Genomic DNA, 26,281 nt, shown 5'->3' with positions numbered 1-26,281 from the left:
GGCTGCCCGCCCGCTGGCATGGCCGCCGCATCGCAGGGCCGGGATCGGCCAGGGGTCGCTGTGGCCCTGTCAGCGGATCGGCGGCATGTCGTCCCGCATCCGCACAAAACTCGCGAAGCGCGGCACTCCGCTGTCGTGGGTGCCCCGAAAGCGGTAGGTCACCCAGCTACCCACGGGCGGCGGGTGATCGCGCTCGGCGTCGGTCAACCCTGCGCCCAGCCGGAACCGCTGGCCCGAAGGCATCTCCACTACCAGGGCACCCAGCCGCCCCGCGTGGCGGCCTTGGCCGGGCAGATGGGCCACCACGCGGGCCTCGGTGTCTTCGTGGGTCTTGACCTTGATGAGATCGTCGCTGCGTCCTGCGCGGTACATCGATGCGCCACGGTGCAGCATCAGTCCTTCGCCACCCGCACGCACGGTGCGCAGCAGCAACTTCTGGAGTGCGGCGTCACTCGCCACACGCTGTTGTGGCACCGCCTGCACCCAAGCCTGGTCCAGCGCTTCGACCAACTTGTTCAGTGCAGGAAGGCGCTGGTCAAACGTGCCACCATGGGCGGGCAGGTCAAACACCATAAAGCGCATCTCGCGCCATGCGGCATCGTCCGGCCGCTGCTGGCGCACGGTGGACTGGGCGTGGCTGAACCGGCCGCGTCCTGCCCACAGCTCGCCGTCCATGGGAGTTTCAGGCCAGCCGGCGGTGAACCATGCCGGGGCCGCCACGGTCTCGCCGCCCCGCGTGCGCAGTGTGTGGCCGTCCCAATAGCCTCGCACGCCATCGTATTTTTCGCTCACCCAGTAGTCCGCCAGCCGCATGCCGGGGCGGTACACATTGGCCAGCAACAGGGGGGGTGCATCGGCGGCCCAGGCCTGGGGTATTGCAAGTGCCGCCAGGGGTGCAAGGCCCATACAGGCCAGCCAGTGTCTGCGGAGCATAGGTAGCGTGGTGCTATCAAAAAATAGCTTCTAGCGCATGATTTACGTGCGCTAGAAGCCAATTGCGTAGTGAGCGTATAGCCCTGGTAAGGATTTACACCTGGTCGGCGCTCAGGCCCGCCGTCTGGCTGAAGCCGCCATCCACATAGGTGATCTCTGCGGTCATGCCCGAGGCAAGGTCCGACAGCAGGAAGGCCGCCACATTGCCCACGTCCTCAATCGTGACGTTGCGACGCAGGGGCGAGGCATCGGCCACGCGGCTGAGCAGCTTGCCAAAGTCCTTGATGCCGCTGGCAGCCAGCGTCTTGATGGGGCCTGCGCTGATGCCGTTGGCGCGGATGCTGCGGCCGTCTTCGGTGCGGCCCACGGCCTCTGCCAGGTAGCGCACGCTGGCTTCCAGGCTGGCTTTGGCCAGACCCATGGTGTTGTAGTTGGGGATGGAGCGCAGCGCGCCCAGGTAGCTCAGTGTCAGCAGCGACGACTTGTCGTTCAGATAGGGCAGGGCCGCCTTGGCCATGGCCGGGAAGCTGTAGGCGCTGATGTCGTGTGCAATGCGGAAGCCTTCGCGACTCAAGCCGTCCAGAAAGTTGCCCGCAATCGCTTCGCGCGGTGCAAAGCCGATGCTGTGCACAAAGCCGTCAAACTTCGGCCAGGTCTGCGACAGATCCGCGAACATGCGCGCGATCTGCTCGTCGCTGGCCACGTCGCAGTCAAACACCAGCTGGGAATTGAACTCGGCCGCAAAGTCGGTGATGCGGTCCTTGAAGCGCTCGCCCACGTAGCTGAACGCCAGTTCGGCGCCTTGCTCGTGGCAGGCCTTGGCAATGCCGTAGGCAATGGAGCGGTTGGACAGCACGCCCGTGATGAGCAGCTTCTTGCCGGTCAGAAAACCCATGTGAAATCTCCTTGTGGAATAGCGGAATGCAGGCTTGGCGCCCGGTGCATGTGGATATGCGGCTTTGGCTGCAAGCCCCTGCGAACGTAGTGCAGAATTGTCGCATGCGGTTTTGGCTGGCTTTGTTGCTGATGGGGTGTGCTGTTCCAGCGTGGGCAGCGCATGCGTATGCCTTGTGGGGCGCGCCGCGCTATCCGGCGGGTTTTGCGCATTTCGACTACGTGAATCCCGACGCCCCCAAGGGCGGCGAGTTGCGGCTGGTCAGCAACCTGCGCGTCTCCACCTTCGACAAGTACAACCCGTTCACCATCAAGGGCAACGCACCCGCTTACCTGTCGTCGCTGATGTTCGACTCGCTGCTGGTGGGCTCCATGGACGAGACCGCGACCGGCTACGGTCTGCTGGCCGAGGACGTGGAAGTCGCCCCCGATGGGCTGTCTGCCACCTTCCGCCTACGGCCCGAGGCGCATTTTCACAACGGCAAGCCCGTGCTGGCCCAGGACGTGAAGCACAGCTACGAAACGCTGGTGGGTCCCTTCACCTCGCCTGCGTACAAGACTTTGCTGATCGAGGTGGCGGGCGTGGATGTGATCAACGACCGCACCGTGCGCTACCGCTTCAAGCAACCCAACCGAGAGCTTCCCATCACCGTGGGCGGCTTGCCGGTGTTCAGTCGCGACTGGGGCGTGGAAAACGGCAAGGCCAAGCCCTTTGACCAGGTGGTGATGGACATCCCCATCGGCAGCGGCCCCTACAAGATCGGGCCCGTGCGGTTTGGCAAGGACATCACCTATGTGCGCGACCCGCAGTACTGGGCGCGCGACCTCAATGTGCGCAAGGGCACGGCCAACTTCGACCGCATCCTCGTCAAGATCTACAAGGACAACACGGCGCGGCTGGAGGCCCTGAAGGCGGGCGAGTTCGACCTCATGCGGTTCTTCAGCGCGGGCGACTGGGCCCGCCGCGTCACGGGCAAAAAATTCGACACCGGCGAGCTGGTCAAGGGCGAGTTCAAGCACAAGCTGCCGTCGGGCTTTCAGAGCTACGTGCTCAACACCCGCCGCCCGCTGCTGCAGGATGCGCGCGTGCGAGAGGCCCTGGGCCTGGCGATGGACTATGAGTGGATGAACCGCCAGATGTTCTACGGCGCCTACCAGCGCGTGAACGGCCTGTTTGGCAACACCGCGTGCGAAACCAGGGGCAGCCCGTCGCCCGAGGAGCTTGCGCTGATGGAGCCCTACCGCAAAGACATTCCCGCAACCGCCTTTGGCCCCATGACCGTGCCCCCGCGCACCGACGGCGATTCGTCATTGCGTACCAACCTGCGCCGCGCGCAGGCCCTGCTCAAACAGGCGGGCTGGGAGGTGCGCGATGGCGCCCTGCGCAACGCGAAGGGCGAGGCCATGGTGCTGGAATACATGGACAGCAACGAAGGTGGAGTGCGCACCATCACCCCCTGGATGCGCAACCTCGAAAAGATCGGTGTCACCTTGCGCTTCCGCTCCGTGGACTTTGCGCTGTACCAGCAGCGCCTGCAGAAGTTTGACTTCGACATCACCTCGATGGCCTTCCAGGGCACCCACAACCCAGGGCAGGAGTTTGCCGACATGTTCGGCAGCCAGGCGGCCGACGTGGAGGACTCCGGCAACTTTGCGGGCGTGAAGAACCCGGCGGTGGATGCCATGATCAAGGCCATGACCTCGGCCAAAACCGAAGCCCAGCTGCTGCCCGCCTGCCACGCGCTGGAGCGCATCATTGCGCACAGCCACTACCTCATTCCGCAATGGACAGCGGCCACGCACCGCATGGCCTACAACGCCTGGAGACTGGCCAAGCCCGCCACGGTGCCGCCGTACTCCAGCGGCGAGGGCTGGGTCATTGACACCTGGTGGGCACGCATACCGCCACAGACCGCGCCCGACAAAAAATAACCACCCGCCAGCCCACCCATGTTTGCCTACATCCTCAAACGCGTGTTGCTGATGCTCCCTACCTTGCTGGGCGTGCTGCTGCTGACCTTTGTGGTGATCCAGTTTGTGCCGGGCGGCCCTGTTGAGCAGTACATGGCCGAAGCCAAGGCTGGCGTTGGCGGGGGCGGTGGTGCCGAAGGCGGCGGCCTGAGCTACCGGGGCGCGCAGGGCGTGGACCCCAAGCGGCTGGAGCAGATCAAGGCCTTGTACGGCTTTGACAAGCCTGCACATGAACGTTTTTTTCAGATGCTGGGCCAGTTCGCGCGTTTTGATCTGGGCAAGAGCTTCTTTCAGAACAAGGACGTGTGGCAACTGGTGGTCGAGAAGCTCCCGGTCTCCATCAGCCTCGGCCTCTGGACCTTCTTCATCAGCTACCTCGTCGCCGTGCCGCTGGGTGTGGCCAAGGCGGTGCGGGCCGGGTCGCGGTTTGACCTGGTGACCACGCTGCTCATCCTGCTGGGCTATGCCATTCCGGGTTTTGTGCTGGGTGTGGCGTTGCTGGTCATCTTTGGCGGGCAGCTGCAGTGGTTTCCGCTGCGGGGGCTCACGTCGGCCAACTGGGACGAGCTGTCCTGGGGTGCGCGCATCGTGGACTATCTGTGGCACATCACGCTGCCGGTGATCGCCATGGTGCTGGGCAGCTTTGCCGTGACGGCCATGCTGACCAAGAACGCGTTCCTCGAGGAGATCCGCAAGCAGTACGTGCTGACGGCCCGTGCCAAGGGCCTGAGCGAGCGCCAGGTGCTGTGGAAGCATGTGTTCCGCAACGCGCTCATCCCCATCATCACCGGGTTTCCCGCTGCCTTCATCGGAGCGTTCTTTGCGGGCTCGCTGCTCATCGAAACCCTGTTCTCGCTCGATGGCCTGGGCCTGCTCAGCTACGAGAGCGTGATCCGCCGCGACTACCCCGTGGTGCTGGGCACGCTGTATTTGTTCACGCTGATCGGGCTGGTCACCAAGCTCGTCAGCGACCTTTGTTATGTGTGGGTGGACCCGCGCGTGAAGTTTGACTAGCCCGAACGAACCCATGGCCCTGATGAGTTCTGCTCCCGCATCGTCTTCGCTCTCGCCCTCCCGCCGCGCGTGGCTGCGCTTCAAGCGCAATCGCCTGGGGTACTGGAGCCTGCTGATCTTCTGCGCCCTGGTGCTGGTGAGCCTGTGCGCCGAGCTGGTCAGCAACGACAAGCCTCTTATCGTGCGCTACGAGGGGCAAACCTACTTCCCCATGCTCAGGGACTACCCCGAAAAGACCTTCGGCGGAGACTTCGAGACACCAACCGATTACTTGGACCCCTTCATCAAGGAGCGCCTCTCCGCTGGCAGCAACTGGGCGCTTTACACCTTGAACCCCTACGGTCCCAACACGCTCAATTACTTCGCCAAGGCGCCCAACCCCTCGGCGCCCACGTCAGACAACTGGCTGGGGACGGACGACCGCGGGCGTGACCTGCTGGCGCAGCTGCTGTACGGATTCCGTGTGAGTGTGCTGTTTGGTCTGGCGCTCACCATCACAGGCGTGTTGCTGGGCATGCTCACCGGCGCCATCCAGGGATTTTTTGGCGGCAAGACCGACCTGGCGTTTCAGCGCTTCATCGAGATCTGGGGCTCCATGCCCGAGCTGTATCTGCTCATCATCTTCAGCGCGGTATTCGCGCCCAGCATTGCGCTGCTGCTCATCTTGCTGAGCCTGTTTGGCTGGATGGGGCTGTCGGACTATGTGCGGGCCGAGTTCTTGCGCAACCGCCAGCTTGACTATGTGAAGGCGGCGCGCGCCCTGGGGGTGAGCAATGCCCAGATCATCTGGCGCCACATCCTGCCCAACAGCTTGACGCCCGTGGTCACGTTTTTGCCCTTCCGCATGAGCGGGGCCATCCTGGCGCTCACATCGCTGGATTTTCTGGGCCTGGGTGTGCCGCCCGGCACGCCCTCGCTGGGCGAGTTGCTCAGCCAGGGCAAGAACAGCATTGATGCGTGGTGGATATCGTTGTCCACCTTCGGCGTGCTGGTGGTCACCTTGTTGTTGCTGACCTTCATGGGGGATGCGCTGCGCGATGCCCTCGACCCGCGAAAGGCAGACCAATGACGTCCCCCACGCTCGGCACTGGCGTGTCCTCGCTGCCCCCCGAGGGGGCTCTCGCCGCCTTGGGTCGGCTCGGCGGCGGCTCGGCTGCAGGTCTGCCGCTGTTGAGCGTCCACGACCTGCATGTGCGCTTTGGCTCCAAAGAGGTGGTGCGCGGCGTCAACTTCACGTTGGCTGCGGGCGAAAAGCTGGCACTGGTGGGCGAGTCTGGCTCGGGCAAGACCATCACGGCGTTGAGCCTGCTGCGGTTGGCGGGCAATGCCGCCATCACCGGCCAGGCCTTGCTGCAAGGGCGGGGCGACCTGCTGGCGATGACCGAGCGCGAGATGCGCGGCGTGCGTGGCGGCGACATCGCCATGGTGTTCCAGGAGCCCATGACCGCGCTCAACCCGCTGATGACGATAGGCCAGCAGATCGCCGAAATCCTGCTGCTCAAGAAGGGGCTCACCGGCGCCCAGTGCGCGCAAGCCGCCATCGAGCTGCTGGCGCAAACCGGCATCCCAGAGCCCGCGCGCCGCGCCAACAGCTTTCCACACCAGCTCTCGGGCGGCCAGCGCCAGCGCGCCATGATCGCCATGGCCCTGGCCAGCGCGCCGAAGCTCTTGCTGGCCGACGAGCCCACCACCGCACTGGACGTGACCTTGCGCGGCCAGATCCTGGACCTGCTGAGCGACTTGCAGCGCCAGACGGGCATGGCGGTGCTGCTGATCACGCACGACCTGAATCTGGTGCGCCGCTTTGCCGACCGTGTGGCCGTGATGGAGCAGGGGGTGCTGGTAGAGCAGGGCCCAGTGGCCGACGTGTTCGGCGCCCCCCAGCATGCCTACACCCGTCGCCTGATCGCCAGTCAGCCGCGCCGCGATGTGGTCGAGCCCGACCCACCCGCAGGCACCGCGCCGGTGGTGCAGACGCAGGATCTGCGCGTGGTCTACCCCACGCCATTGCCGGGCATCAGGGGCTGGTTCAAAAAAGGTGAGTTTGTGGCGGTGCAAGGTGCCACGCTGCAACTGCTGCCCGGCCAGACGCTGGGCGTGGTGGGCGAATCCGGCTCGGGCAAGTCCACGCTGGCACAGGCCATCCTGGGGCTGCTGCCATACGCAGGTGAGTTGCAGGTGGGAGGGCAGGCGTGGCAACAGCCTGCCACGCGCAACACACCAGCCAACCAGCAGCTGCGCCGCCGGGTGCAGGTGGTGTTCCAGGACCCGTTTTCATCGCTGTCACCGCGTCTCACAGTCGAAGAGATCGTGGGCGAGGGCCTGAAGGTGCACGAGCCCACACTGACCGTGGCCCAGCGCCGCGTGCGCGTCGAGGCCGCGCTGGACGAGGTGGGCCTGGCCGAGATTCAGTACCCGCGTTTGCTCGAGCGTTACCCGCATGAATTCTCCGGCGGCCAGCGGCAGCGGCTGGCCATTGCGCGCGCCCTGATCGTGCAGCCCCAGGTGCTGGTGCTCGACGAGCCCACCAGCGCGCTCGATGTGACCATCCAGCAGCAGGTGCTGGGCCTGCTGCAGCGCCTGCAAAAAGAAAAGGGCCTGAGCTACTTGCTCATCACCCACGACGTGGATGTGATCCGCGCCATGGCGCACGATGTGGTGGTGATGAAGGACGGCGCGGTGCTAGAAAGTGGCAGCGTGGCCGATGTGCTGGATGCCCCCCAGCACCCGTACACCCAGCGTCTGGTAGCTGCCGCCACAGTGCCTAGTGGGTGAGTTTCAGGCCAAATCTGCCGCAGGCGCTAGTGCAACAAGCGCCGGTTGCTATCAATTTTGATTATCTGGTGCCGTCGGCGCCGAGCTGTTGACTGGGCGCCGCAAGCCTTCAGGCCCCGCCGCGCTGTCATCAGGTCCTGACCGCCACCCGGCGCGCATGTTGCTCTGCACCGGGCTGCGCCCAGACGATCTTGCTCACGTCCACTCCCAGGGCCTTCGCGCGCTCCATGAGGTCTTCGCGTACATGCCAGGGCAGGGTAGGGGTGCGTGACAGTACCCACAGGTAGTCGGTGCTGGAGCCCACCACCATCGCCCACTGGTAGTTTTCGTCCAGCGCCACCACGTTGTAGCCGCCATAGAACGGTCCGAAGAACGACACCTTGAGTGCGGCCCGGTCGGGGCTGTCCACAAACTCTGCCCGGCCTTCGGCCTCTCTCCACTGCTTGCGCACCGGGTCGTACCCTCGGTTCACCACCTTGATGGTGTTGTCCGCGTTGCGGCTGTACGTGGCGCTGGCCTGGGTCAGCCCCCGCTCAAACGAGTTTTCAATGCGCGCCAGCTCGTGCCAGTGCCCTGCATACCGGTCCACGTCAAAGCCCGTGACAGGTTGCACGCCATCCGGTGTGCGTGGCGTCGAGCACGCTGACAGCACCAGCACACCCATCAACGCAGCCGCGCCCACGATGAGCGGCCAGGGGGAGCGGCGAGGTGCGGTGCGGATGGCTTGCATGGCGGGTTCTCCTGTGGGTGGGTTCTGGTGTTGGGGCCAGCGCGTTGGCTGTGCCCCTCTCTTCGCAACCGACTGTAGGGACCGTGGAATGCGCCCGGTGTAGGAAGGCGCTGGCGCCCGGTGTCGGCGGTGTGGCGGGTCTGGTGTCCCTGTCCGGTCGTTGTCGCCGTAGCGTGGGCATTGAGCAGCCCGCGTGTGGCATGTCCTGTGGGTTGTCATCGATGTATGCATGCAGCCTGCCCCTGCGGGGTTAGAGTGCTGCAGGGCAACGGCAGTGGGGCCTCTCCACCCCTCCCGCGTTCGGCCGTTATGTTGTCAAGGAGGTCCCGTGAACCATCCCAGCTCTCCATCCCTTTCTGCGCTCCCTGCCGCCTCGGCACAGGCGCAGCAACACAGTCTTGCTGCCGACGACCCGGCCACACGCAGCTACCAGCAGGCGCGGCGCAACGGCCTGCCGGGTGCATGGAGCTGTGGCTTGCACCTGGGGCCTCACCAGGTGCTCTGGGCTGCGGGGGCAGATACCCCCATGCCGTCCGTGCGGCTGAGTCTGCCGCTGGGTGGCGAGCGCACGGCGCGCCAGTTTTTCCGCCATGCCGTGCCCACACCTCTGGAACTGGAGAACGCCATTGCCGTAGTGGAGGATGAGGTCCATGTGGGCCACCAGCAATTGCAAGGCCTGTTGCCCGGCGGGCAGGTGTGGGCCCCATGGTCTGCAGATGCGGCGTTGCATGACCTGGCCACCTTGGGGGGCGTACCGCCGGGGGCCCAGCGCGTGCTGACGCTGGAGGCCATGGAGCGTCTCTTCAACCGCCTGGCCGCTGTGGCCGAAGGGCGGCCCGCCGCACACGAAGGCCTGCCGGAGGATCCTGTCTTTGCGGGCACGCTGCTGGTGTTGCGCGAGCTGATGCACCACCTGCCGTTTGCCACGCTGACCCTGGTGAACAGACCCTAGCCGTTATTCAAAACTGCGTGAGACTGCACGCTCCGCAGCATGTCCTCGCGTAGTGCCAGAGCACTAAGCAAAGGTATCGACCGACTCTCCCAGCCCAGGCAGGCTCTGCGGCTTGTTCACCGGGGTGGATCGTGGCTGCTGGCTGGCCTTGGCCTGTTGTTGTGCCTGGGCTCGGTCCATCTGCTCTTGCTGCATCTGGCGCTGGATGGCTGCTATCTGTTGCTGCACCATCTGGATCTGGGCCTGCAGCAGTTTGACCTTCTCCTGCTTGGCCTTGGGCTCCATGTCCTGTCCGGCGACGTTGCGCAGCTCGTCGGTCAGTTCGCGCATCCGTTTTTGCAGCTTGTTGATGTTGCTGGCTGCACTGGCGCTGGACGCTGTGCCCGTCGAAGGGGTTGCACTTGAGATCTGCATGCTGTGTTATCGGCACATCCGCAGAAATCTCAAGCCGTGGCCCGCGCGATGACTTCAGCCTGCGGGCCTTCATGCGTGCGGCGGTGCCGAGAACCACTCCCGCAGGAAGTCCGTCAGCGCGCGCATCTTGGCCGACAGATCGCTGCGTGTGGGGTAGACCAGCGTCACATCGGCCGCCGGCAGCGACCATGTTGGCAGCACGCGCAGCAAGCGGCCTGCAGAAAGGTGGACCGCCACATCCCATTCGGATCGCATCAGCACGCCGTGGCCCTCCAGTGCCCAGGTGGTGGCAGCTGCGCCATCGTTGGTGCTCAGCATGCCGCGCACCTTCACCGTCTCCTGGCGCTCGCCCTGGCGCAGATGCCAGGTGCCGTAGGTCTCGTCGCTTTCGCGGATCACGATGCACTGGTGGGCCAGCAGGTCTGCCGGTTGCACGGGCTCGCCTGCCTGGGCGAGGTAGGTGGGCGATGCGCACAGCACACGCCGGTTGGCGAGCAGTTTGCGGGCCGTGAGGCGTGAGTCCGGCAGGTCACCAAATCGCACGGCGGCGTCAAAGCCTTGTTCCACCAGATTCACGGGCCGGTCGGTCAGGTGCAGCTGCACCTCCACCTCGGGGTAGGCGCGTGCAAACGCCGACAGGGCGGGGGCAATGTGCATTCGGCCAAAACCCAGCGTGGCTGCCAGCTTGATGAGCCCGCGTGGCGAACTGCGCGCGCCAGCCACGGTGCGCTCCAGCGCATCCAGGTCACCGAGGATGCGCGCGCCGTCGAGCAGGTAGGTCTCACCCTCGGGCGTCAGGCTCATGCGTCGGGTGGTGCGGCGCAGCAGCCGCACGCCCAGCCGCCGTTCCAGCTGCGCCAGGCGCCTGCTGGCGGCCGGCGGAGTGATGCCCATCTGCTGGGCGGCAGCAGCGAGGCTGCCTTCCTTCATCAGCAGTGCAAAGAACCGCAAGTCGGAAAAAGCGTCCATGGGCTTATGGGTGATTAGTGTGTTTGATTTACGAATGAAGTAATTTTGAATGACTTTATGTGAATCCTGCTCACTCATAAGATGCCACTGCAACACAACACAAGAACCTTGCAGGAGACAAACCCATGAACACATCCCACCCCTGGCGGGCACGAACATGGCGCGCCGTGGCCACGGCCGCACTGACCTTGTCTGCCGCCGCTGGCGCATGGGCCCAGGCATACCCCGCCAAGGCCATCAAGCTCGTGGTGCCCTATGCACCCGGCGGTAGCGCGGACATTGCGGCCCGCCTGATCACCGACGAATGGGGCAAGGCCCTGGGCGGCTCGCTGTTCATCGAGAACAAGGGCGGCGCGGGCGGCAACATCGGCGTGGACATGGTGGCCAAGTCCGCACCGGACGGTTACACCATCGGCCTGCAGACCGTGTCCCTGGCCATCAACCCCAGCCTGACGGCCAAGATGCCCTACGACACCCTGAAGGACCTGGCGCCCATCGGCATGGTGGCCAGTTCGCAGCATGTGCTGGTGGTCAACAACGTGTTGCCAGCCAAGAACGTCAAGGAACTGGTGGCCCTGCTCAAGGCCAAGCCGGGGCAATACTCCTATGGTTCAGCGGGGGCGGGCAGCACCTTCCACATGTCAGCCGAGCTGTTCAAGGCCGTGGCAGGCACGCCCATCGTGCACATCCCCTACCGTGGTGGCGGCCCGGCCATGATCGACACCATGTCCGGCCAGGTGGCCATGAGCTTCTCGGTGCTGTCTGCAGCGCAGCCGCATGTGCAGGCGGGCAAGCTGCGCGCATTGGGCGTCACGGGCACGAAACGTTCGCCACTCATGCCCGACGTGCCCACCATTGCCGAGGCTGGCCTGCCGGGCTACACGTTTGAAACCTGGTTCATCGTGTTTGCGCCGGCCGGCACACCCAAGCCAGTCATCGATAAGCTCAACACCAGCCTGAACCAGGCACTCAACACCCCCGCTCTGAGAGAGCGCATGGCCAGGGATGGATTCGACCCGACGCCTTCGACGCCAGAGCAGGCCCGCGCCCGGCTGGAGCAGGAAATGCCGCAATGGGCCAAGCTCATCAAGGAGCGGGGCATCACGGCAGAGTGAACACGCCTGCGCTGCAATACCCACCGACACCCATGACCACGACCACGACGACCCCGCTTTTCCCCGGCTTCACCGCCCGCCGCGTGCCCACGCCCGACGGCCAGCACATCCACACGCTGGTGGGCGGCACAGGCCCGGCCTTGCTGCTGCTGCACGGGCACCCGCAGACCTCGGCCATCTGGCACAAGGTGGCGCCAAAGCTGGCGCAGCACTTCACCCTGGTGCTGGCGGACCTGCGTGGGTATGGCGATTCGGCGAAGCCCGAGGGCGACGCGGAGCACCTGCTCTACAGCAAACGCACCATGGCCGCCGACATGCTGGCCGTGATGCAGCACCTGGGCCACCCGCGCTTCACCGTGCTGGCCCATGACCGGGGCGCCCGCGTGGCGCACCGCCTGGCGGTCGACCACCCGGCGGCCGTGCAGCGCATGGTGCTGCTGGACATAGCGCCCACCTTGGCCATGTACGAGCAAACCAGCAATGCCTTCGCCCGCGCCTACTGGCACTGGTTCTTCCTGATCCAGCCCGCGCCGCTGCCCGAGCGCCTGATCGAGGCCGACCCCGCAGCCTACGTGCGCGATGTGATGGGCCGACGCAGTGCGGGTCTGGCCCCGTTCGATGCGCGGGCATTGGCCGAGTACGTGCGCTGCCTGGCATTGCCCGGCACGGCCCATGGCATCTGCGAGGACTACCGTGCCTCTGCGGGCATCGACCTGGTGCACGACCGTGCCGACCGCGATGCGGGCCGCCAGTTGCCCATGCCTTTGCTGGCGCTGTGGGGCGAGCAGGGCGTGGTGCACCAGTGCTTCCAGCCTCTGGCCGAGTGGCAGCGCGTGGCGGCCGACGTGCGCGGCCATGCACTGCCTTGTGGCCACTACATCGCCGAGGAGGCCCCTGATGCGCTGCTTGACGCGGCGCTGCCCTTCCTGCTGGCCGACCGGTAAGGCCGCACCCAACGACAACCCCCGACGCTGACCATGACCACTCCCTCAACGCTCTACCAGAAGCTGGTGGCATCGCACACCGTGGCCGTTCTGGACGAACAGAACGTGCTGCTGTTTTGCGACCTGCACCTGATGAACGAATACACCAGCCCCCAGGCCTTTGCCGGCCTGCACGAGGCCGGGCGCGGCGTACCCGTGCCGGGGCAGAACGTGGCGGTGGTGAGCCACATCATCCCCACGCACCCGGTGCGCTGGCGCACCATCCAGGACCCGCCCTCGGCCCTGCAGGCCACCAACCTCAAGGCCAACTGCGACCGCCACGGCATCCCGCTGTTCGACACCAACGACCCTTTGCAGGGCATCGAGCACGTGATCGCGCCCGAACACGGCATGGTGCGCCCGGGCATGGTCATCATCTGCGGCGACAGCCACACCACCACCTACGGGGCACTGGGCGCCTTGGGTTTTGGCATCGGAACCTCGGAGGTCGAGCATGTGCTGGCCACCCAGACGCTGGTCTACCGCCTGGCCAAAGACATGCGCATCCGCGTGGACGGCGCGCTGCCCAGCGGCACGACGGCCAAGGACCTGATCCTCATGGTCATCAGCCGCATCGGTGCGCAGGGCGCACGCGGCTACGTGGTGGAGTTCTGCGGCAGCGCCATTGGCGCGCTGTCGGTGGAGGCGCGCTTCACGCTGTGCAACATGGCCGTGGAGGCGGGCGCCCGAGGCGCACTGATCGCACCCGACGCCACCGCCATTGACTACGTGCTGGCCAAGGCCCCCGACATTGCGGGCGACATGCGCGCGCAGGCACTGGCGCACTGGGCCACCCTGCACAGTGACGAGGGCGCGGCATTCGATGCGGAACATGTGTTTGACGCGGCTGACGTCGCCCCGTTCGTCACCTGGGGCACCAGCCCCGACCAGGCCATGGCCATCAACGCCACGGTTCCCCGTCCCGAAGAACTGGCCGATGCCGTGCAGCGCAGCAGCGCCGAGCAAGCGCTGCGCTACACCGGGCTCGTCGCTGGCCAGTCCTTGCAGGGTGTTCCCGTGCAGCATGTTTTCATCGGCTCCTGCACCAATGCGCGCATCGAGGACCTGCGCGAGGTGGACCGCATTGTGGGCAGCCGCCACGTGGCCCACGGCGTGCGCGCCATGGTGGTGCCCGGCTCCGGCGCAGTGAAGGCCCAGGCCGAGGCGGAAGGCATTGCCGAGCGCCTGGTGGCCGCAGGCTTTGAGTGGCGCCAGCCCGGCTGCTCCATGTGCCTGGCCATGAACGACGACGTGCTCGCCCCCGGCCAGCGCTGCGCCTCCACCACCAACCGCAATTTCGAAGGCCGCCAGGGCCGGGGCGCCATCACCCACCTGGTGAGCCCGGCCATGGCTGCAGCAGCCGCCGTCACCGGTTGCATCACCGACGTCCGTACCCTGGAGGTGCCAGCATGAGCGCCGATCACCACACCATCGTGCACGGCCAGGCGGCCCTGCTCGACATTGCCAACCTCGATACCGACCAGATCATGCCCAAGCAGTTCCTGCGTGGCATCGACAAGTCGGGTCTGGCTCCCGGTCTGTTTTACGATCTGCGTTTTGACGGGGAAGGATTGCCACGCCCGGATTTCGTCCTCAACCAGGCGGCTTTCCAGGGGGTGGACGTGCTCATCGCGGGCTCCAACTATGGCTGCGGCTCCAGCCGCGAGCACGCGGTGTGGGGCATGCAGCAGTACGGCTTCAGGGCCGTGGTGGCGTCTAGCTTTGGCGAAATCTTCTACTCCAATGCGCTCAACAACCGCCTGCTGCTGGCCATGGTTTCCGAGGCGGATGTGCAGGCCTTCAAGGCGCAGGCTGCGCAGGTGCGGGGCCCCCTGGCTATCACCATTGATGTGCAGCACCGCATGGTGCGCAGCGCGGGGCACAGCGCGCAGTTTGTGCTGTCCGACCGGCACCAGGGCATGTTCCTGCAGGGACAAGATGTGATCGGCGCATCGCTGTCGTATGCCGATCAGATACAGGCCTTTGCCCAGCGACACTGGGCTGCCCAACCCTGGGTGAAGGACGTGGCGCTGCGCATGCGGGCGCGCCTACAGGCCCAGCGCGCACAGGGCTGAGCGCGCCCGGTGCGCCGCACCTGCGGGCGGCGTGGGCGGTTGACATCCTGTCCAGTGCACAGGGTGTGGGGGGTGGACAACGTCGTGAGGGACAGGTCCTGATCGGGCGGTAACAATTCGTGCACTTTCACACGTACCCACCCCATCCCCAGAGCCATGTCGCAAAACACCCATACCCTGCACCTGTTCTTCGAAGACCCGATCAAGCTCAAGATGGGCCAGTTGGTCTACCAGTACCTTGCCACGGGCAACACCGAGCAGGCACGGCGCTGGGCCGACAAGCTTGGTGGCGCCGATCTCGATGCGCTGTGGGATGCCCAATGGTTCAACCAAGAGGCGGTTGCCGAACCCGGTCACCTCACGCTGCGGTTCGACACCGGCACGCACGACGACCTGCCGCTGCGCGCGTTGGAGACCCTGTTCGCCCACGGCCTGCGGGCTGCGGTGCTGGAGGTGTTCTACGACCAGGTCGGTGAAACCGAGCGCATGCACTTTGACCGGGGCCAGTGGGTGTCGCGCCGGGCGTTCATGGACGCCAACCCGCAGTGGCGCGCTGTGGTGGAGCCCGCGCACCAGGACGGCGAAGGCCAGGACGGGGAGGCCGAAGACCGCTACGCCTGTTCCAAAGACCCGGCCAAGCCGCTGGCCGTGGCCAAGCTGCGCCAGCAGGAAGAAAAGCGCAAGCGCGAGGCCCAGGAGGCGGCCGAAGCGTTTGTCGAGATGGCGAAGGCGATGGGCAAAAGCGGCAAGTCGCCCGTGCAGGGCCTGATGGCCGTGCTGCTGTTGCGCGCCGGGCTCAAGGGGCTGGTGCACGCAGTGGTCTTCACGGTGGTCACTGTGCTGCTGTTCAAGGGCTTCTGGCTGTGGATGGGCCTGGGGCTGGTGCTGGCCGTGGCGCTGCCGCTTTACTACATGGCCACCGAACACAAGGCGCTGCGCGGGGACGACGGAGACGATGACGCCGCCCCGCCTGGCGACGATGGCCCCGCCACGGTGATGGCAGCGCAGTAAAAGCATCTCAGGAGAACAACAACATGCTGACGCAAATCGAATGGTGGGGTGGGGTGATCTTTGTGCTGGGGGCGCTGACCTACCGCATGGTCATGGGGGCGCTGGAAAGGCCGACGGACGGTTTTCCCTGGTACCGGCTCATGATGCACGTGTTCTTTCTGGCCCCGGCCGCTCTGCTGGCGGGCTACTTCTACCCGCTCACGCAGCCCGCGCTGCAATACGGCTACCTGGCGCTGCTGGCCGTCTCGCTGCTGGTGGTGGCCGTGATGCTGGTGCAGGAGATGACCGGCGATTCGGGCGAGGGCCAAGAAGAGGGGCGCAGCAAGGAGCCCTTGAAGGAGGGCGCGACAGCCAAGGCCGACGATACCGACGAGTACGAAGAGCCCGGCTGGCTGATGTCGGTGGTCGGCGCCATGGTGCTGTACAGCCCGGTACTCACGGCCTGTGGCCTCGCCAGCTACAAGGCCTGGCCCATGGTGCAGCGCCTGGCGTAGTGCATCCGCAGTGCGCAGTGGGATGGCGGTGGTCTGGCAAGGCTGACAATGCCTGCCCACCATCCCCATGTTTTTCGCAGCCCTTGGTTTTGGCTCGGTGTACCCGCCTTCGTTAGTCCACAACTCCATGTCCCCCGATTCCTTTGCCGATCTTCTGTCGGTCTACATGCGCCGCATCCGCGCCAGCGCCTCCGGCGTGGCCACCGAAATTGGCCTGAGCCGTGAGGCCGTCAACAACTGGCGCAACGGCATCTCGGTGCCCAACCCGCGCTCGCGCGACAAGCTGGTGGCCTGCACCCGGTACCTGCGCCTGACGGAGAGTGAGGCCAACCGCCTGCTCAGCGCCGCAGGGTTTGCGCCAGAATTTCCGCTGCAGGCCGAATCCACCGGTGCGCAGCCGTTTGCCGCGTTCCAGGACAAGTTGTTTGCGCAACTGGCCCAGGCGGTGCCATACCCCATCTCGTTGCTGCTGTCGCCCGCGCACTGGGGGCAGCCGCCGTTCCGGCACGAGCTGCTGCAGCGCGCCCGCGCGCAGTACGGCGAGGGCTCGGTGCTGCACATCCAGCCGCCCTACAGCGTGAGCACGGTGCCTGCCGAATACTTCGCGGCCATCGGCCGCCAATGCGGGCTGGGCGATGTGGCGTCGGACTACGAGTTTGAATCCGCGCTGGAGCGCCGCCTGCTGGCGGGCGAGCGCATCTTCTGCCTGGTCAGCCGATTCGAGCAGGGCACGCCCGCGCTGCGCGAAACCCTGGCGGGCATTTTGCGCAGCCTGAGCGAAATGCACAGCGGCCGCCTGCACCTGCTGCTGTGCGGCGGGCAGGCGCTGGCCGACCTCAAGTACCGCAGTGGCGACCTGTCGCTGCTCAACATCGCCCAGGTCCACCACTGGCCCGACCCGTCGCTTGCCGACCTGCTGCAAATGGCCCGCCACCGCTGGCCCGAGCAGCCCTGGTCCGAGCCGGTGGTGGCCGCGCTGCAGGCCCTGAGCGGCGGCCACCCCGCGCTGTTTGAAGAAGGCCTGCAATGGCTGGTGGACCACCCCGGCGCGGGCGCCAGTCTGCACGAAGGCCAGCCCGCCTTCAGCGCCTTGCGCACCCACCTGGCCAGCAGCCCGCGCCTGTGGCAAACGTTTCTGCCGCTGGCGCAGGTGCCAGCCAGCCGGGCCCGCCTGCAGCAGTTGCTGGGCGCGGACGACCTCGGCCGCGCACGACCCTACCTGCAGGACGACGACCTGCGCAGCCTGTTCTGGGGCAACCTCATCCTTGCGCGCGGCGTGGGAGACGTGGCGCGGCTGCACTGGCGCAGCCCCACGGTGCGCGAGGCCGGCTGGATGGTGCTGGATTCATGCTCGGCCGACTGACGCCCTGGCTGTCCCGGCCCGTGGTGCGCGCCGTGGTCATTGCGCTGGTCACGCTGTTTGTGGCCAGCGCCGTGTTCACGCCCCAGCACAACCCGGCCACGCGGGGCAGGTTCATGGCGGCGATGAATGTGGGGCCGCTGTGGGGCGAGCTTGTGCAGTGGCGTGTGGCGATGGTCAACGCCCGCAACGAGCTGGATGCCTGGCCCGCGGACATTCAGAAGTACGCGCCGCCCATTGCCAACCCGCAGCTGCGCGTTACCTCCCCGCGCCCCAATGTGCTGCAGGCCGACATTGCCCACAACCCTGAGTTTGGCAAGCTGGCGGGCACGCAGGTGGTGGTGGAGCTGCAGCCCGGCACCCACACCTGGACCTGCCGCCCCGGCAGCCCGCCCATCCCGCAGGGCTACCTGCCCATCAACTGCCAGCAAGGAAGCACCGACGATTTCGAGCCTGCCAAGCCGGTGCCGGACGCAGACCCCTTCGGCTGGATGCGCTCGCTCATCACGTGGTGCGCGGTCATTTTTGGCGTGGGTGCAGTGCTGTGGGTGGTGCGCCACCCGCTCATCGGTGCGGGCCAGCTGCGACCCGCGCGCCTGCGCCGCACACCGCTGGCGCGCCTGCCGCAGATCGACCGGCTGCTGCGCTGGCTGCGGCGGCTGGAACCCACGCTGCAGGCCGCCGATGTCCGCCTGGTGGACTGGCGCCGCGCGGTGGCCTGCGCCCAGGCCACGGGCAGCGAGCGCGCCCCGGCCCTGGCCCGCGCGCTGGCCGAACGCGTGTCCGCCCGCTGCCAGCCCAGCACCGACTGGGCGCTGCCCGGTGCGGTGTTTGAGTGGTCGTTCCCGCCCGACCTGCCCGTGTCGCTGGACCGTTGCCTGGTCTTTGTGCCCACGCACGGCATCGACGAAGCCACCGTGCTGCGCCAGCTGCGCGCCGTGCAGACCGGCAGCGACGTGCTGTTGATCCTGAGCGAGCACAGCGTGGACACCCCCTGGCCGCTGCTGCACGCCCACGCACAAGACCGCGCCAACCTGCATGTGATGGCCGACAGCGCCAGCCAGACCGAATGGCTGATTGGCGGCGACGCCCTGCAAGTGCTGCTGCGCCTGCTGGCTGCGCAGCTGCGCATCACCCGCATCTCGCCCTACCAGACCCGCGGTGGTGTCACGCGCGAAGGCGCCTTCTTCGGCCGCGCGCAACTGCTGGCCCGCGTCATCAACCGCGAGCCCGCCAACTACCTGGTGGTGGGTGGGCGCCAACTGGGCAAAAGCAGCCTGCTCAAGGCCGTGCAGCGCCGCATGGCGGGCCACCCGCACACTGTGTGCCACTACGTCTCGCTGCGCGACCACCGCCTGGCGCCACGCATGGCGTTGCAGTTTGGCCTGCCCGCCGACACACCGCTCGAAGCCATCGTGGACCACCTGCAGGCGCAGTACCAGGGCAAGCGCCTGGTGCTGCTCATCGACGAGGCCGACCTGTTCTTCCGTGACGAATCGGCCAACGGCTACGTGCAGCTGTCCACCCTGCGCGCGCTCAGCGAGGAGGGCCGCTGCTGGTTCATGCTCGCGGGCTTCTGGGACCTGTACGCCACCGCCGTGCTGGACTACCAGAGCCCGCTGCGCAACTTTGGCGAGGTGCTGACCATCGGCGGCCTGGAGCGCGATGCCTGCCGCGAACTGGCCACCGAGCCACTGCGCAAGCTGCGGCTGGGTTTTGACAACGAGCACCTGGTGAACCGCCTGGTGGACGCCAGCGGCCAGCGCGCCAACCTGGTCGCCATCCTTTGCCAGGAATGCCTGGAGGCCCTGTTGCCCGGCGAACGCGTGATCGAAAAGCGCCATCTCGACCAGGCCCTGGCCTCGCAGGCCGTGCAGGACGCACTGGCCGGCTGGGGCCGCCTGAGCCACGACGAAGCCGCCTGCCGCCTCGACCGCATGGTGGTCTATCACACGGCCCAGGCGGGCCAGTCCAGCCTGGTCACCCTGGCCCAGCTGCTGCAAAGCCATGGCATCGCGGGCGACGCGCAGGCCCTGCGCCAGTCACTGGCACGCCTGCAGCTGGCCTATGTGCTGCGCAAACACGAGGGCGGCGATTACCGCTTTGCCATCCCGCTGCTGCAGGACCAGTTTGAACCGGCGGAGGTGGAACTGCTGCTGCACCAGGAGCTGGCGGTGCTGGCGCGCGACCGTGATACGGATTGAGCAGCGCATGGAGTGCTGCGGCGCAATCGCTGCAAAATTTTGAGCCGGATGACCGCTAAGCGCTTATTTAATATGCCCTGGCAGCTATTGAATAGATAGCAGATGGCAGGCCGCCTCAAGGCCGCTGCGCCATCACCAGCGCATACAGCGCCTGCGCCGCCACCGACAGGCTCTCGTCCCGTCGCCGCACCAGGTAGATCTGCCGCGTCAGCCCCGGCAGCGAGAGCGGCCGCGTGACCAGCCCCGGCTGGTCAAAGTGGAACAGCGTGAGCGCTGGCACCACGCTGATGCCCAGCCCCGCGCGCACCATGCCCATCACGGTGGCGAGCTGCTCCACCTCCATCAGCGTGTGCATGGCCTGCGGGTGCAGGGCGGCCTCCAGGTACTGGCGCACGCTGCTGGTGCGCGCAAGGTGGATGAAGGGCCAGGCGGCCAGGTCCTGCGCGGTGATGGCCTTGCGCCTGCGCGCCAGCGGGTGGTCGGCCGGGCACACCAGGTAGAAGTCGTCGCTGCAAAACGGCTCGGCCTGCAGCGCGGGCGTGTCGGCGCGGATCGCGGCCAGTGCAAAGTCGGCATGGCCGCTGGCCACGCGGTCGATGCAGGGCTCGGACAGCACATCGGCAATGTCGATCTCGATGCCTGGGTGAGCGGTGCGGTACTGCGCCAGCACGCCCGGCAGCCAGCCCGCCGCCAGTGACGGCAGCAGCGCCACCGCCACACGCCCGCGCTGCAGCGTGGCGGCACTGCGCACGGCGGCCAGGGCGCTGGTGATTTCGGCGCGGATGCGGCGGGCCGACTCCAGAAAGTTCTGCCCCTCGGGCGTGAGGTCCACATGCCGCGTGCTGCGGTCGAACAGGCGCAGGCCCAGGTCGTCCTCCAGCGCGCGGATGAGGGCGCTGAACGCGGGCTGCGACAGGTGGCACAACGTGGCGGCGCGCGTGAAGCTGCGCTGCTCGGCCAGCGCGAGGAACGCATCGAGCTGGCGGCTGGAGAGATGGGGGGCGCTCATGCGGGGTGGGTGTGATTCATCTGGTTTTCAGATGGATTCATCGTAACAATCGATTTTACAGAATACAGCCATGTTCCTACATTCACGGTCAGGAGACAACGGATTCATGCCGAACGACCAAAAAACCAAGCTGCTGGTGGGCTGCGCCGCCGGTTTCTCGGGCGACCGCACCGACGCGGCCCTGCCCGTGGTGCAGGCGCTCATCGCCAGCGGCCAGCCTGCGGTGCTCATCTTCGAGACGCTGGCCGAGCGCACGCTGGCGCTGGCCCAGCTGGCGCGCCGCACTGACCCCGATGCAGGTTATGAACCCCTGCTGGTGGACCTGCTGCGCCCCGTGCTGGCGCAGTGCCTGGCGCACCGCGTGCGCATCGTCAGCAACTTTGGCGCGGCCAACCCGCACGGTGCCGCGCGCCGCATCCACGCGCTGGCGGCCGAGCTGGGCCTGGCCCGCCCGCGCATTGCCGTGCTGCAGGGCGACGACCTGAGCGGCCCCGAACACCGCGCGCTGCTGCAGGGCGCGCTGGGCAGCGCGATGCCCACCGAGCCCATCGTCAGCGCCAACGCCTACATCGGCGCGCAGGCCATTGCCGATGCGCTGCGCGCAGGCGCCGACATCGTGGTGTGCGGCCGCGTGGCCGACCCATCGCTGGTGCTGGGCCCCGCACTGGCGCACTACGGGTGGGCGCTGGACGACTGGGACCGGCTGGCCCGCGCCACCATGGCCGGGCATCTGCTGGAATGCGGCGCACAGGTTACGGGCGGCTACTTTGCCGACCCTGGCTACAAAGACGTGGAGGGCCTGGCGCAACTGGGCTACCCCATCGCCGAGATCGACGCCGACGGCCACTGCACCATCACCAAGCCCCCGGGCACGGGCGGCTGCATCACCGACCGCACGGTGAAGGAACAGCTGCTGTACGAGCTGCACGACCCGGCGGCGTACCTCACGCCCGATGTGGTGGCCGACATCACCACCGCCCGCGTGACCACGGTGGGCGCTGACGCGGTGCGGCTGGAGGGCGTGCAGGGCCACGCGCGGCCCGCCACGCTCAAGGTCAACGTGTGTTTTGAATCGGGCTGGTTTGCCGAGGGCGAAATCTCCTACGCCGGCCCGCGCGCAGAGGCCCGCGCCCGCCTGGCGGGCGAGGTGCTGCGCGAGCGCCTGCACGGCCTGGGCCCGCTGCGCATCGACCTGATCGGCGTGACCAGCATCTTTGGCGACGACACCAGCCGCTGGCTGGACGACTCCGGAGCGGGCGATGCCCACAATGACAACCGCGATGTGCGCCTGCGCGTGGCCCTGCAGCACCGCGACCACGCAAGCGCCCAGCAGCTGGTACGCGAGGTCACCGCGCTCTACACCTGCGGCCCCGCAGGCGGCGGCGGCGTGCGCACCGCCATGCGGCCCCGCCTGGGCACCGTGTCGTGCCTGGTGCCGCGCGATGCCGTGGCCGTGCGTTTTGAGATGGTGGATTGAGGACTCAAACTATGACCACAACACACCACACTGTGACTGTTCCTTTGTATCGCTTGGCCCACAGCCGCACCGGCGACAAAGGCAACCGCTCCAACATCAGCGTCATCGCCTGGCACCCCGCGCTGTGGGATGTGCTGGTCGATCAGGTTACCGAAGCCGCCGTGGCACAGCAGTTTGCGCAGCGCCGCCCGCGCCAGGTCACCCGCTACCTGCTGCCCCAGCTGCAGGCCATGAACATCGTGCTGGACGATGTGCTTGACGGCGGTGTAAACGATTCACTCAACCTCGACAGCCACGGCAAGGCCCTGAGCTATCTGCTGCTCGATATGCCTATCACCGTGCCCGCCGATCTGGCGCCGCACTTTGGCGGCCCCACGGCCTAGACCTTCGATTTCGCTTTTCCATCCATACCAACACCAGGAGACAAAATGACCCCTTCATCCCCCCGCCGCGCTCTGCTCGCCACTGCTGCCGTACTGGCGCTGGGCACACTGCACGCCCCCGCCGCCCTGGCCCAGGCCGCCAGTGCTTACCCGGCCAAGGCCATCACCTTTGTCGTGCCCTTTGCCGCAGGCAGCGCCACCGACCAGCTGGCGCGCGCGCTGGGGCAGTCCATCACCAACGACACCAAGCAGCCCGTGGTCATCGACAACAAGGCGGGCGCCAGCGGCATGATCGCCGCGTCGGCCGTGGCCAAGTCAGCGGCCGATGGCTACAGCGTGCTCATCACCACCAACACCACACACGCCGCCAACGAGCACCTGTACAAAAAGCTCTCGTACGACCCGGTGAAGGACTTCGCCCCCGTCACCGGCCTGGGCAAAGGGGGGCAGGTGCTGGTGGTCAACGCCAGCGCACCCTACAAAAACGTGGGCGAGCTGCTGGCCTTTGCCAAGAAGAACCCCGGCAAGCTCAGCTTTGGCAGCGGCAGCTCATCGAGCCGCATGGCGGGCGAAATGCTCAAGCAGCTGGCGGCCGTGGACATCCTGCACGTGCCCTACAAGAGCAATCCGCTGGCCATCACCGACCTGCTGGGCGGGCAGATCGACCTGATGATCACCGACACCTCCACCGGCGTGCCCCAGGTCAAGGCGGGCAAGCTGCGCGCCCTGGGCTACTCCACGCAAAAGCGCAGCACCCAGCTGCCCGACGTGCCCACCATCGACGAAGCCGGCGTGAAGGGCTACGACATGGGCTACTGGTTTGCGGCCTACGTGCCAGCGGGCACGCCCGCGCCGGTGGTGGCGCGCCTGAACGAGCTGCTGACAGCCGCCACGAAGAGCGCTGCGGCCAAGAGCTTCTATGACAACGCCGGCTCCGAAGCCTGGACCACCACGCCCGATGAACTCGCCAAGTTCCAGGCCGCCGAAACCCAGAAGTGGGGCAAGGTGATCAAGGCCGCAGGTATCGAGGCCGAATAAGCCACCGGCCCATCCACCGGCTCACCAGCCAGGCCCACCCACCGGGCCGTTTCATTCCCGTTTTAGCTTCTCTCAGCCTGCCTTTGCTGGCAGGTCTGGGCGAAGCCTTGCCCGCGCGCAGCGCACCAGACGCTGCCGTTTTGTTCCAGAGCCGTTCCAGCGGCACGCACCACCATCCATCCAAGGAGACAGACACCATGAAACCTCTTCGTGCATTCGGAAAACTCGCGCTCACGGCCGCCGCTGCAGCCGCCATCACGGCCTGCGGGGGCTCCAGCAACGATGCGCCCAAGGGCCCCGCGCTCAAGCTGGCCATCACCGCCACCGAGGCCTTTCCGGGCACCTATGGCGACGTGGGCGAATACGAGCGCGTGACCGGCACCATCAGCGGCGAGGTGGACCCCAAGGACCCCAAGAACGCCGTCATCCAGGACCTGGCCCTGGCGCCCACCAACGCCAACGGCATGGTCGAGTACCAGGCCGACTTCGTCATGCTCAAGCCCAAGAACATGGCCAAGGCCAGCGGCGTGCTGCGCTACGACGCACCCAACCGCGGCAACATCCTCACCATGCTCAACCCCACGGCCACGCCCAGCGATGCGGTGTACCTGGAGCGCGGCTATGTGATGCTCTATTCCGCCTGGCAGGGCGATGTGCCCAAGAGCACCGCCGCGCGCCTGACGGTGACGGTGCCCGTGGCCAAGAACAAGGACGGCAGCAGCATCACCGGCCCCTACCGCGCCGAGCTGGTGCCCACCACCGCCAGCCCCGCAATGACGCTGCCCGGCGGCGTGTTCAACGGCACGATGATTCCGTACGAACCCGCCAGCCTGGACAACACCCAGCCCGGCTACTCGCTTACCCGCCGTGCCAACGAGACGGATGCGCGCGTGCCTGTGCCCGCCAGCGACTGGAAGTTCGCCACCTGCGACACGGGCACCAACGCCTTCCCCGGCACGCCCAGCCCCACCAGCGTGTGCCTGAAGGGCGGGTTTGACCCGGCCTATCTGTACGAGCTGGTCTACGTCGCCAAAGACCCCAAAGTGATGGGCGTGGGCCTGGCTGCGCTGCGCGACACGGTGAGCTTCTTCCGCAGCAAGGCGGCCGATTCCACCGGCACCCCCAACCCGCTCGCAGGTCGCATCACGCACACGCTAGGGCAGGGCACCTCGCAGTCGGGCAATGCGATGAAGACCTTTCTGCACCTGGGCTTCAACCAGGCGCTGGATGGTGGCAAGGTGTTCGACGGCATGTACGCCCACGTGGCGGCACGCCAGACCAACATCAACACCCGCTTTGCCGTGCCCGGTGGCGGCGGCGGCTTGCGCACCGACCACACCGCCTTCGGCCAGACGGCACCGCGCGGGCTGGACAAGGACTACCAGGACGACATCAGCGGCCGCCAGGGCGGCGTGATGAAGCGCTGCGCCGCCACCAACACCTGCCCCAAGTTCTTCCTGGGCCTGTCGGGCACGGAGTTCTGGCAGCTGCAGGGCTCGCCCGTGCTGACCGACGCCAACGGCACCAAGGACCTGGCGCAGCCCGACAACGCCCGCATCTACTACTACTCCAGCACCCAGCACGGCGGGGCAGGGGGCACGGCCAGCATTGCCTATGCACCCACGCGCGCCACGTACCCCACGGGCACGGTGGTGCAGTTCAACGACACCTTCCGCGCGCTGTTCTTGAGCCTGGAAGACTGGGTGGTGCGCGGCACGCAGCCGCCCGCCAGCCAGGTGCCCAAGCTGGCCGACGGCACGCTGGTGAGGCCCGAGGCGCTGGCCTTCCCGGCCATGAAGGGGCTGACCTGGGCGGTGGGCGGCGTGCAGACGGCGATCCCGGACTTCAGCTACCGGGGCCTGTACAACAACTTCCCGCTGTTCGACTTTGGCCCGCAGTACATCCCGCAGGACGAGGCCGGCATTGCCACCGTGCTGCCTCCGCACAACCTGGGCCGCGACTACGCCATCCTGGTGCCGCAGGTCGATGCGTCCACGGGCCTCACCCGCGCTGGCATCCGCAGCGTGGAGGCGCGTGCGCCGCTGGGCACCAGCATCGAGTTCAACTACGTGGCCACACCCGGCATCACCGACCTGGCCAACCTCACGGGCAGCTTCATCCCCTTCCACAAGACGCGCGCCGCGCGGCTGGCGGCGGGCGATGCACGGCCGTCGCTGGAAGAACTGTATGGCACGCAGGAGGGCTACGTCGCTGCGGTGACGCAGGCCGCCAATGACCTGGTGGCACAGCGCCTGCTGCTGCCGCGCGATGCGGACCTGCAGATTGCGCGCGCCAAGGCCGCTGCGGTGTTGCCCTGAGCGGCGGGGGGCTCGTTTCCGCTCCCTCTCCCCTCGCGGGAGAGGGCGGGGGAGAGGGGGCACTTCTTCGGGGCGCCGCCCTCAATACACCCCCCTCTCCCACCGGGGGAGAGGCGTGCCAGCGCTTTAAAGGCCTGTGAAAAATCAAGCCAAATTGACCTC

23 protein-coding genes are annotated in these 26,281 nt (G+C 66.8%); 17 read left to right on the top strand and 6 right to left on the bottom strand.

Features of this window, described 5'->3' with window-relative positions:
* Positions 1-69: 69 nt before the first annotated feature.
* The gene (locus ACTJKQ_RS12430; protein ID WP_440596981.1) at positions 70-933 is read right to left on the bottom strand and encodes a DNA ligase; all 864 of its coding nucleotides are present in this window, start codon (positions 931-933) and stop codon (positions 70-72) included.
* A gap of 94 nt (positions 934-1,027) precedes the next feature.
* Positions 1,028-1,828 carry an enoyl-ACP reductase FabI gene (gene fabI / locus ACTJKQ_RS12425; RefSeq protein WP_056064037.1) on the bottom strand — a complete coding sequence of 267 codons (801 nt, stop codon included), beginning with the start codon at positions 1,826-1,828 and terminating at the stop codon, positions 1,028-1,030.
* A gap of 104 nt (positions 1,829-1,932) precedes the next feature.
* Between fabI and ACTJKQ_RS12420 the strand changes: the two genes are divergently transcribed.
* Genes ACTJKQ_RS12420 through ACTJKQ_RS12405 form a run of 4 tightly spaced genes read left to right on the top strand, consistent with a single transcriptional unit; the run spans position 1,933 to position 7,587 of the window.
* On the top strand, positions 1,933-3,759 hold the full coding sequence (locus ACTJKQ_RS12420) for an extracellular solute-binding protein (RefSeq protein WP_440596980.1): 1,827 nt from the start codon (positions 1,933-1,935) through the stop codon (positions 3,757-3,759).
* Between the two features lie 18 nt (positions 3,760-3,777).
* Positions 3,778-4,812 carry a microcin C ABC transporter permease YejB gene (locus ACTJKQ_RS12415; protein WP_099730569.1) on the top strand — a complete coding sequence of 345 codons (1,035 nt, stop codon included), beginning with the start codon at positions 3,778-3,780 and terminating at the stop codon, positions 4,810-4,812.
* A gap of 22 nt (positions 4,813-4,834) precedes the next feature.
* Positions 4,835-5,881, top strand: a complete 1,047-nt coding sequence (locus ACTJKQ_RS12410) for an ABC transporter permease (protein WP_440596979.1) — start codon at positions 4,835-4,837, stop codon at positions 5,879-5,881.
* Positions 5,878-7,587 (top strand): ABC transporter ATP-binding protein, encoded by a 1,710-nt coding sequence (locus ACTJKQ_RS12405; RefSeq protein ID WP_440596978.1) that lies wholly within the window; start codon positions 5,878-5,880, stop codon positions 7,585-7,587. The genes ACTJKQ_RS12410 and ACTJKQ_RS12405 overlap by 4 nt, the downstream gene beginning before the upstream one ends.
* A 130-nt stretch (positions 7,588-7,717) precedes the next feature.
* Here ACTJKQ_RS12405 and ACTJKQ_RS12400 read toward each other — a convergent pair whose 3' ends face one another.
* Entirely contained in the window at positions 7,718-8,317 is a 600-nt protein-coding gene (locus ACTJKQ_RS12400) for a lipocalin family protein (RefSeq protein ID WP_440596977.1), read from the bottom strand.
* Between the two features lie 328 nt (positions 8,318-8,645).
* On the opposite strand from ACTJKQ_RS12400, the gene ACTJKQ_RS12395 reads away from it, so the two are divergent.
* Positions 8,646-9,269 (top strand): hypothetical protein, encoded by a 624-nt coding sequence (locus tag ACTJKQ_RS12395; RefSeq protein ID WP_440596976.1) that lies wholly within the window; start codon positions 8,646-8,648, stop codon positions 9,267-9,269.
* 63 nt (positions 9,270-9,332) lie between these two features.
* Here ACTJKQ_RS12395 and ACTJKQ_RS12390 read toward each other — a convergent pair whose 3' ends face one another.
* Complete coding sequence (locus tag ACTJKQ_RS12390; RefSeq protein WP_056746573.1) at positions 9,333-9,683, bottom strand: FlxA-like family protein; 351 nt, start codon at positions 9,681-9,683, stop codon at positions 9,333-9,335.
* 69 nt (positions 9,684-9,752) lie between these two features.
* Positions 9,753-10,652, bottom strand: a complete 900-nt coding sequence (locus ACTJKQ_RS12385) for a LysR substrate-binding domain-containing protein (RefSeq protein WP_192421856.1) — start codon at positions 10,650-10,652, stop codon at positions 9,753-9,755.
* Positions 10,653-10,777: 125 nt separating this feature from the next.
* Between ACTJKQ_RS12385 and ACTJKQ_RS12380 the strand changes: the two genes are divergently transcribed.
* The 8 genes from ACTJKQ_RS12380 (at position 10,778) to ACTJKQ_RS12345 (ending at position 19,894) form a co-directional block, all read left to right on the top strand.
* Positions 10,778-11,767: a tripartite tricarboxylate transporter substrate binding protein gene (locus tag ACTJKQ_RS12380; RefSeq protein WP_440596975.1), complete on the top strand. Its 990-nt coding sequence runs from the start codon at positions 10,778-10,780 to the stop codon at positions 11,765-11,767.
* Between the two features lie 32 nt (positions 11,768-11,799).
* Entirely contained in the window at positions 11,800-12,711 is a 912-nt protein-coding gene (locus ACTJKQ_RS12375; protein ID WP_440596974.1) for an alpha/beta fold hydrolase, read from the top strand.
* A 33-nt stretch (positions 12,712-12,744) separates the two neighbouring features.
* On the top strand, positions 12,745-14,163 hold the full coding sequence (gene leuC / locus ACTJKQ_RS12370; RefSeq protein WP_440596973.1) for a 3-isopropylmalate dehydratase large subunit: 1,419 nt from the start codon (positions 12,745-12,747) through the stop codon (positions 14,161-14,163).
* The gene (gene leuD / locus ACTJKQ_RS12365; protein ID WP_440596972.1) at positions 14,160-14,825 is read left to right on the top strand and encodes a 3-isopropylmalate dehydratase small subunit; all 666 of its coding nucleotides are present in this window, start codon (positions 14,160-14,162) and stop codon (positions 14,823-14,825) included. Before leuC ends, leuD begins: the two co-directional genes overlap by 4 nt.
* 156 nt (positions 14,826-14,981) lie before the next feature.
* Positions 14,982-15,836, top strand: coding sequence for a hypothetical protein (locus tag ACTJKQ_RS12360; protein WP_440596971.1), 855 nt, complete (start codon positions 14,982-14,984; stop codon positions 15,834-15,836).
* 23 nt (positions 15,837-15,859) lie between these two features.
* The gene (locus tag ACTJKQ_RS12355) at positions 15,860-16,330 is read left to right on the top strand and encodes a hypothetical protein (RefSeq protein ID WP_440596970.1); all 471 of its coding nucleotides are present in this window, start codon (positions 15,860-15,862) and stop codon (positions 16,328-16,330) included.
* Positions 16,331-16,457: 127 nt separating this feature from the next.
* On the top strand, positions 16,458-17,693 hold the full coding sequence (locus ACTJKQ_RS12350) for a hypothetical protein (protein ID WP_440596969.1): 1,236 nt from the start codon (positions 16,458-16,460) through the stop codon (positions 17,691-17,693).
* Positions 17,678-19,894, top strand: a complete 2,217-nt coding sequence (locus tag ACTJKQ_RS12345) for an ATP-binding protein (protein WP_440596968.1) — start codon at positions 17,678-17,680, stop codon at positions 19,892-19,894. The genes ACTJKQ_RS12350 and ACTJKQ_RS12345 overlap by 16 nt, the downstream gene beginning before the upstream one ends.
* A gap of 115 nt (positions 19,895-20,009) precedes the next feature.
* On the opposite strand, the gene ACTJKQ_RS12340 is transcribed toward ACTJKQ_RS12345, so the two are convergent.
* Positions 20,010-20,903 carry a LysR family transcriptional regulator gene (locus ACTJKQ_RS12340; RefSeq protein ID WP_146871863.1) on the bottom strand — a complete coding sequence of 298 codons (894 nt, stop codon included), beginning with the start codon at positions 20,901-20,903 and terminating at the stop codon, positions 20,010-20,012.
* A 106-nt stretch (positions 20,904-21,009) separates the two neighbouring features.
* Between ACTJKQ_RS12340 and ACTJKQ_RS12335 the strand changes: the two genes are divergently transcribed.
* From ACTJKQ_RS12335 to ACTJKQ_RS12320, 4 genes are all read left to right on the top strand, one after another.
* Positions 21,010-22,380 carry an acyclic terpene utilization AtuA family protein gene (locus ACTJKQ_RS12335; RefSeq protein WP_440596967.1) on the top strand — a complete coding sequence of 457 codons (1,371 nt, stop codon included), beginning with the start codon at positions 21,010-21,012 and terminating at the stop codon, positions 22,378-22,380.
* Positions 22,381-22,391: 11 nt separating this feature from the next.
* On the top strand, positions 22,392-22,763 hold the full coding sequence (locus ACTJKQ_RS12330) for an AtuA-related protein (RefSeq protein WP_440596966.1): 372 nt from the start codon (positions 22,392-22,394) through the stop codon (positions 22,761-22,763).
* Between the two features lie 45 nt (positions 22,764-22,808).
* A complete protein-coding gene (locus ACTJKQ_RS12325; RefSeq protein WP_440596965.1) occupies positions 22,809-23,801 on the top strand; it encodes a Bug family tripartite tricarboxylate transporter substrate binding protein in 993 nt (330 codons plus the stop codon).
* Positions 23,802-23,998: 197 nt separating this feature from the next.
* Positions 23,999-26,119 carry an alpha/beta hydrolase domain-containing protein gene (locus ACTJKQ_RS12320; RefSeq protein ID WP_440596964.1) on the top strand — a complete coding sequence of 707 codons (2,121 nt, stop codon included), beginning with the start codon at positions 23,999-24,001 and terminating at the stop codon, positions 26,117-26,119.
* The last annotated feature ends 162 nt before the right edge of the window (positions 26,120-26,281 follow it).

Origin of the sequence: Acidovorax sp. 22279, from assembly GCF_052045435.1 — a bacterium.
Taxonomy (GTDB): domain Bacteria; phylum Pseudomonadota; class Gammaproteobacteria; order Burkholderiales; family Burkholderiaceae_C; genus Acidovorax; species Acidovorax delafieldii.
The sequence above is the reverse complement of the archived record's forward strand: the minus strand, read 5'-3'. Positions and strand labels throughout refer to the sequence as shown.

Excerpts from the sequence above, each read along its gene's own strand:
- ACTJKQ_RS12430 (WP_440596981.1), bottom strand. The coding sequence starts at position 933 with ATGCTCCGCAGACACTGGCTGGCCTGTATGGGCCTTGCACCCCTGGCG.
- fabI (WP_056064037.1), bottom strand. The coding sequence starts at position 1,828 with ATGGGTTTTCTGACCGGCAAGAAGCTGCTCATCACGGGCGTGCTGTCC.
- ACTJKQ_RS12420 (WP_440596980.1), top strand. The coding sequence starts at position 1,933 with ATGCGGTTTTGGCTGGCTTTGTTGCTGATGGGGTGTGCTGTTCCAGCG.
- ACTJKQ_RS12415 (WP_099730569.1), top strand. The coding sequence starts at position 3,778 with ATGTTTGCCTACATCCTCAAACGCGTGTTGCTGATGCTCCCTACCTTG.
- ACTJKQ_RS12410 (WP_440596979.1), top strand. The coding sequence starts at position 4,835 with ATGAGTTCTGCTCCCGCATCGTCTTCGCTCTCGCCCTCCCGCCGCGCG.
- ACTJKQ_RS12405 (WP_440596978.1), top strand. The coding sequence starts at position 5,878 with ATGACGTCCCCCACGCTCGGCACTGGCGTGTCCTCGCTGCCCCCCGAG.
- ACTJKQ_RS12400 (WP_440596977.1), bottom strand. The coding sequence starts at position 8,317 with ATGCAAGCCATCCGCACCGCACCTCGCCGCTCCCCCTGGCCGCTCATC.
- ACTJKQ_RS12390 (WP_056746573.1), bottom strand. The coding sequence starts at position 9,683 with ATGCAGATCTCAAGTGCAACCCCTTCGACGGGCACAGCGTCCAGCGCC.
- ACTJKQ_RS12385 (WP_192421856.1), bottom strand. The coding sequence starts at position 10,652 with ATGGACGCTTTTTCCGACTTGCGGTTCTTTGCACTGCTGATGAAGGAA.
- ACTJKQ_RS12380 (WP_440596975.1), top strand. The coding sequence starts at position 10,778 with ATGAACACATCCCACCCCTGGCGGGCACGAACATGGCGCGCCGTGGCC.
- ACTJKQ_RS12375 (WP_440596974.1), top strand. The coding sequence starts at position 11,800 with ATGACCACGACCACGACGACCCCGCTTTTCCCCGGCTTCACCGCCCGC.
- leuC (WP_440596973.1), top strand. The coding sequence starts at position 12,745 with ATGACCACTCCCTCAACGCTCTACCAGAAGCTGGTGGCATCGCACACC.
- leuD (WP_440596972.1), top strand. The coding sequence starts at position 14,160 with ATGAGCGCCGATCACCACACCATCGTGCACGGCCAGGCGGCCCTGCTC.
- ACTJKQ_RS12360 (WP_440596971.1), top strand. The coding sequence starts at position 14,982 with ATGTCGCAAAACACCCATACCCTGCACCTGTTCTTCGAAGACCCGATC.
- ACTJKQ_RS12355 (WP_440596970.1), top strand. The coding sequence starts at position 15,860 with ATGCTGACGCAAATCGAATGGTGGGGTGGGGTGATCTTTGTGCTGGGG.
- ACTJKQ_RS12350 (WP_440596969.1), top strand. The coding sequence starts at position 16,458 with ATGTCCCCCGATTCCTTTGCCGATCTTCTGTCGGTCTACATGCGCCGC.
- ACTJKQ_RS12345 (WP_440596968.1), top strand. The coding sequence starts at position 17,678 with ATGCTCGGCCGACTGACGCCCTGGCTGTCCCGGCCCGTGGTGCGCGCC.
- ACTJKQ_RS12340 (WP_146871863.1), bottom strand. The coding sequence starts at position 20,903 with ATGAGCGCCCCCCATCTCTCCAGCCGCCAGCTCGATGCGTTCCTCGCG.
- ACTJKQ_RS12335 (WP_440596967.1), top strand. The coding sequence starts at position 21,010 with ATGCCGAACGACCAAAAAACCAAGCTGCTGGTGGGCTGCGCCGCCGGT.
- ACTJKQ_RS12330 (WP_440596966.1), top strand. The coding sequence starts at position 22,392 with ATGACCACAACACACCACACTGTGACTGTTCCTTTGTATCGCTTGGCC.
- ACTJKQ_RS12325 (WP_440596965.1), top strand. The coding sequence starts at position 22,809 with ATGACCCCTTCATCCCCCCGCCGCGCTCTGCTCGCCACTGCTGCCGTA.
- ACTJKQ_RS12320 (WP_440596964.1), top strand. The coding sequence starts at position 23,999 with ATGAAACCTCTTCGTGCATTCGGAAAACTCGCGCTCACGGCCGCCGCT.